This window comes from Curtobacterium sp. VKM Ac-1376 (genome assembly GCF_015351025.1).
Taxonomy (GTDB): Bacteria; Actinomycetota; Actinomycetes; order Actinomycetales; family Microbacteriaceae; genus Curtobacterium.
Map to the genome: position 1 here is coordinate 4,339 of NZ_JADKRV010000034.1, position 3,621 is coordinate 7,959.

A 3,621-nucleotide genomic window follows, 5' to 3' on the forward strand; every position below is an offset into this window, starting at 1 on the left:
TCGGCGTGGATGGGCGCAGCATCGCATCGGCCGCGACGATCGTGACGGAGGAGGACCGGTGATCGAGGAGATCGCGATCCGCGACCTCGGCGTCATCGGGGAGACGACGCTCGAACTCGGGCCGGGGTTCACCGTCGTCACCGGGGAGACCGGCGCGGGCAAGACCATGATCGTCACCGCGCTCGGCCTGCTGCTCGGTGCTCGGGCCGACGCCGGTTCCGTCCGTCGGGGCGCCTCCAGTGCGGTCGTCGAGGGGCGCTGGCACGTGCCCGAGCAGGCCGCGGTCGCCGATCGCGTCGAGGACGCCGGCGGAGCGGTCGAGGACGGGGAGCTCATCCTCACGCGCACAGTGTCGGCCGAGGGGCGCAGCCGTGCCACGGTCGGTGGCCGGAGCGCCCCCGTCGCGGTGCTCGGTGAACTCGCCGACCAGCTCGTCACCGTGCACGGGCAGTCCGATCAGATCCGCCTGACCTCGGCCACCGCGCAGCGAGCCGCACTCGACGGCTTCGGAGGCGCCATCCTGGAACGAGCCCTCGCGGCGTACGTCGTCGCCTTCGACACCTGGCAGCAGCACGCCGGCGAGCTCGAGACCCTGACCCGTGACCGCGACGATCGCGTGGCCGAGGCCGATCGGATCCGTGCGGCGTCGGACGAGATCGAGGCCGCGGACCCGCAGCCAGGCGAGGACGTCGAACTGGCCGAGCGTGCGGAACGGCTCGGGAACCTCGAGGAGCTCCGGCTGTCCGCGGCCCTGGCGCACGAGGCACTGTCGAGCGAATCGCTGGACGGTGTCTCGGACGTCGTCGGTCTGGTGGAGTCAGCCCGACGCGCTGTGGAGCGCGTCGTGGCATCCGACAGCGCGCTGCAGCCGGTGCTCGAGCAGCTCACGGAGCTCGGGATCCAGGCCGCCGAGGCCTCGGCGAGCATCTCCAGTTACCTCGGTTCGCTCGAGCCCGAGGCCGGACACGACCTCGAACTCATCAACGAGCGCCGTGCGCTCCTCGCGGGCCTGACCCGCAAGTACGGCGAGACCGTCGATGACGTCATCGCGTACGGGCAGCGTGCGAGTGACCGGCTGCTCGAACTCGACGGCGACGACGACCGCATCGCGGCCCTGCAGTCGGCCGTCGAGCAGGACGAGCGGGCGCTCGAGGCCGCCGCCGCGAAACTGACCGCTGCCCGGACGAAGGCTGCCGCCGACCTGGCGAAGCGCGTGACCGCGGAGCTGAAGACCCTCGCGATGGCGGGCGCCACACTGGTGGTCGAGGTCACCGACGCGGGGGAGTACCGCCGGCACGGACGCGACCAGGTGACGATCCTGCTCCAGCCGCACTCCGGCACGGACCCACGGCCGATCGGCAAGGGGGCGTCCGGCGGCGAGCTCTCCCGCGTGATGCTGGCGATCGAGGTGGTCATGGCTGGCAGCACCACCGTGCCCACGTTCGTGTTCGACGAGGTCGATGCCGGCGTCGGCGGCGCAGCGGCGATCGAGATCGGTCGGCGCCTGGCGAAGCTCGCCGAGCGGACGCAGGTCATCGTCGTCACGCACCTGGCGCAGGTGGCGGCGTTCGCGAACAACCACCTCAACGTGGTGAAGGACGCCAGCGGTGCCGTCACCTCGTCGAGTGTGCGTCGGCTCGAGGGGGAGGACCGGTTGCAGGAGATGGCGCGGCTGCTCTCCGGACTCGGCGACAGTGCCAGCGGTATCGAGCACGCGCGCGAGTTGCTCGACGTGGCCGGGCAATCGGCCTGACCGGGGTCCGGCGACCCGACCGCCCACCGGCGCAACGCCCACGGCGAACCGAGGTCGCGCCTCCCGGCAGTTCTGACGTACGATGGAACCCCGTGGCGGACACTCTCAGCGGCGGTACCAATTCCTCGAACTCGACCCCGAAGGTGACGAAGCAGATCTTCGTGACCGGCGGGGTCGTCTCGTCTCTCGGCAAGGGCCTGACGGCTGCCAGCCTCGGCAACCTGCTCACGGCTCGCGGCCTCAAGGTCGTCATGCAGAAGCTCGACCCGTACCTCAACGTGGACCCGGGCACCATGAACCCGTTCCAGCACGGCGAGGTCTTCGTGACCGACGACGGTGCGGAGACGGACCTCGACATCGGGCACTACGAGCGCTTCCTCGACATCAACCTGTCGCAGGCCGCGAACGTCACGACCGGCCAGGTCTACTCGACGGTGATCGCCAAGGAGCGTCGCGGCGAGTACCTCGGCGACACGGTGCAGGTCATCCCGCACATCACCGACGAGATCAAGCGCCGGATGCGCGAGCAGGCGCAGAACGACCCGCAGCCCGACGTCATCATCACCGAGGTCGGTGGCACGGTCGGCGACATCGAGTCGCAGCCGTTCATCGAGTCGGCTCGACAGGTGCGCCACGAGCTCGGCCGCAACAACGTGTTCTTCGTCCACGTCTCACTCGTGCCGTTCATGAACGCCTCGGGTGAGCAGAAGACGAAGCCGACGCAGCACTCGGTGGCCGCGCTCCGCTCGATCGGCATCCAGCCCGACGCGCTCGTGCTGCGGTCGGACCGTCCGGTGTCGGAGTCGAACAAGAAGAAGATCGCGCTGATGTGCGACGTGGACGAGGACGCCGTGGTGAACGCGGTGGACGTCCCCTCGATCTACGACCTGCCGACGCTGCTCAACGACCAGGGCCTCGACCAGGTCATCGTCGATGCCCTGAAGCTCGAGGCCGGTCCGGTCGACTGGACCGCGTGGACCCCGGTGCTGCGTGCCGTGCACGAGCCGAAGAAGGACGTCACGATCGCCCTGGTCGGCAAGTACATCGACCTGCCGGACGCGTACCTGTCCGTCACCGAGGCGCTCCGTGCGGGTGGCTTCGCGCACGATGCCAAGGTCACGCTGAAGTGGGTCGTGTCCGACGACTGCACCACGCCCGAGGGCGCGGCGAAGCAGCTCGGCGACGTCGACGGCATCTGCATCCCGGGTGGGTTCGGCGTGCGCGGCATCGAGGGCAAGCTCGGCGCGCTGAAGTTCGCGCGTGAGCAGGGCATCCCGACGCTCGGCCTGTGCCTCGGCCTGCAGTGCATGGTCATCGAGTACGCCCGGCACGAGGTCGGTCTGACCGACGCGTCGAGCACCGAGTTCGACCCGGAGACCTCGACCCCGGTCATCGCGACGATGGCGGAGCAGGTCGACATCATCGCGGGTGGCGACCTGGGCGGCACCATGCGCCTCGGCCTGTACCCGGCGACGTTCACGGAAGGGTCCCTCGCTGCCGAGCTCTACGGTTCGTCGGAGGCCTCCGAGCGCCACCGTCACCGCTACGAGGTGAACAACCGGTACCGCGAGCAGATCGCCGACGCCGGCCTGGTGTTCTCGGGCACCTCGCCCGACGGCACGCTGGTCGAGTACGTCGAGCTCCCGCGCGACGTGCACCCGTTCTACATCGCCACGCAGGCGCACCCGGAGCTCCGCTCGCGTCCGACCGATGCGCACCCGCTGTTCGCGGGGCTCGTCGCGGCCGCGATCGAGCGCCACGAGGCGTCCAGCCTGTTCGACCCGCAGACCGAGGAGCAGGTCGCGTAAGCGCCGGTCTCCACGATCGGACGGGAGGCGCGGTGCCCGCTGGCACCGCGGCACCCCACC

At 70.2% G+C, this 3,621-nt stretch carries 2 protein-coding genes; both read left to right on the plus strand.

The features are described from left to right. Nucleotides 1-58 precede the first annotated feature (58 nt). Nucleotides 59-1,753, plus strand: a complete 1,695-nt coding sequence (gene recN / locus ITJ56_RS17795) for a DNA repair protein RecN (protein ID WP_194631971.1) — start codon at nt 59-61, stop codon at nt 1,751-1,753. A 92-nt stretch (nt 1,754-1,845) separates the two neighbouring features. Further along, nucleotides 1,846-3,561, plus strand: coding sequence for a CTP synthase (locus tag ITJ56_RS17800; RefSeq protein ID WP_194631972.1), 1,716 nt, complete (start codon nt 1,846-1,848; stop codon nt 3,559-3,561). Nucleotides 3,562-3,621 lie beyond the last annotated feature (60 nt).